Origin of the sequence: Paenarthrobacter sp. PH39-S1 (genome assembly GCF_030063245.1) — a bacterium.
Classification (GTDB): domain Bacteria; phylum Actinomycetota; class Actinomycetes; order Actinomycetales; family Micrococcaceae; genus Arthrobacter_M.
This window is the reverse complement of record NZ_JASISR010000092.1, coordinates 1-1,824: the sequence shown is the minus strand read 5'-3', so window position 1 is coordinate 1,824 and position 1,824 is coordinate 1. Positions and strand designations below refer to the sequence as shown.

General features: G+C 54.1%; 1 protein-coding gene. It reads right to left on the bottom strand.

Going from position 1 to position 1,824, the window contains the following annotated elements; translation table 11 throughout:
* Window positions 1-545: 545 nt before the first annotated feature.
* Window positions 546-1,505, bottom strand: a complete 960-nt coding sequence (locus tag QMG52_RS21605; protein ID WP_283562456.1) for an HNH endonuclease — start codon at window positions 1,503-1,505, stop codon at window positions 546-548.
* Between the last annotated feature and the right edge of the window lie 319 nt (window positions 1,506-1,824).

Here is a 1,824-nt window from a genome sequence, read left to right as displayed (position 1 = left end):
CCACGTGGTGACCGTCGACGCGGTTGCCCTGGCCCCCCGCCCCTGGACACGGACACAGACCTTCGCATCCTTCTTCGAAATATCAATACCCGCGCACCGCGGGTGCATCACTTCCATCTCGGATCACACTTCCCAGTCGTCCTGCAGGAATCAACGTGCATGCGTTCCGGGGAAGGCGGATAAAACAACAAATCTGACATTCGTGCTCAAGGCAACAATCCACGGTCCCGCGGACAACAAAGCTGTGCCCTCCACCACCAAACTAGCCAACAGGCTCACCGGCACCATAGACGAATCGGGGTCGACCGAAACACACACATCAAGTGTCTCCCAAGAGCGTCTGTCAGCACCAGAGATCCCGGGAACAGACGTGACGCGGATAAATTTTCCGTCCTCACGGCGGAGCGAAGCGCCCCTCAGAAACTAGCCACTTGAATGCCGGGTACCAAGGCACCTCGGGAATCAGCACTTCATATATGTGATTGCAAGGGAAGAGAAGCGCTGACGGCTTTGCTGTAGAAATACGGCCCGTAAACACAGCCAGGTCAGGCTCCCCACGATGACCGCTCCCAAGGGTAGGGCAGGAAGCAGATCGACGTCCATGTCGCTGGTCTTCCTGCACTGAGGCTGACAGGAAATTGTGGGCAGCCCCGTGAATATCCTGGAGGTACCTTTGCGGCTTGGGCCATTCTTTTGCGCGCCGACGCAATCGCGGCACCTCGATCATACGTTCGACGGTCGATCTCAAAGTGCATGGCGACAGGACCACTACTTCCGCTACCGTCTCCGATGGAAATGGCTGTGTCGATTCCTGCGATTGAATTTCCCGAAAGAGAGATGAGGTTATTCAGGATGCAAAGACCACGCGGATCGATTAATAGGTCGACCCCATTGTGAGACACCAATCCCTTTTCGATCACCACGCGCTGTTTGTCAGCCTCAAAGACGACTGTCAGGTAAATCTGGCCTTTTTTCTCACGAATCGACAGCCGTTTTCCAGTGAACTCGTAGTCCCAAAGATGCGTGGAGTGGACTAATTCATTTTGTCGCACCGTGAGTACAGGCGCTTTATCTCTGTCGCGAAAGTCCAGGTTCAGCATGAGGTTGCCGTCGACCAGCTCGAAGTCTACGATGCTATCGCCATCGATCTTGACCGCGGAAACGCTCCGATTTGAAACAATGACACGGTTTCCTCCTGCCACGATTTCCGCATGTTCACCGTAGTAAAATAAGGAATGCATCGCGGTTTTGTTCTGAGTCACATTATGTGGATTCGTATTCTTGGCCCGCACCACCTGGACAGGTAACTGGCCCCGCGATTTGAGATCATGATGGTAACCGCACAGTAGAGTTAGGTTATCCTCAGCATGTTCTTGGACAACGTTGTACTCGTCCATGTGGTCATAGTGATAGACCGGAATCCCGCATATTACGCAGCCGAAGCCGCAACGTTGGCGAACTTGCCTTTTTATGCCTTCTTTTATTTCCGGTCGTCCAGAATTCATTCGTCAAGCATACGGGCCGAGTCGTACCAAAGTCTGTAGGTCCACGTCGTTCCCAAGGCCGCGGTCAGTGAGGAACGGCGGCGGAGGCGCCGCCCATTACTTGAAACAGCAACATAACAAGGGGCCTGATCAGTACGGAAATTCAAGCGTGCATTAGTGCTGACTGAGGCGGGATGGCGAAAATTCGTGAACCTAGGTGCATGGGTCGGTAGTGGTTTTAGCCGTTTGATGTTCGGCGGCGTGGCAGCCGATGAATCCTGATGCCGGTAATAATTTCCTTTGAAGGAGGCGCCCCCGCCCCGAGGGATCGTTCAGCGAG

What these genes read in the sequence shown, in the direction of transcription:
- QMG52_RS21605 (WP_283562456.1), bottom strand. Translation starts at nt 1,505, where the DNA reads ATGAATTCTGGACGACCGGAAATAAAAGAAGGCATAAAAAGGCAAGTT.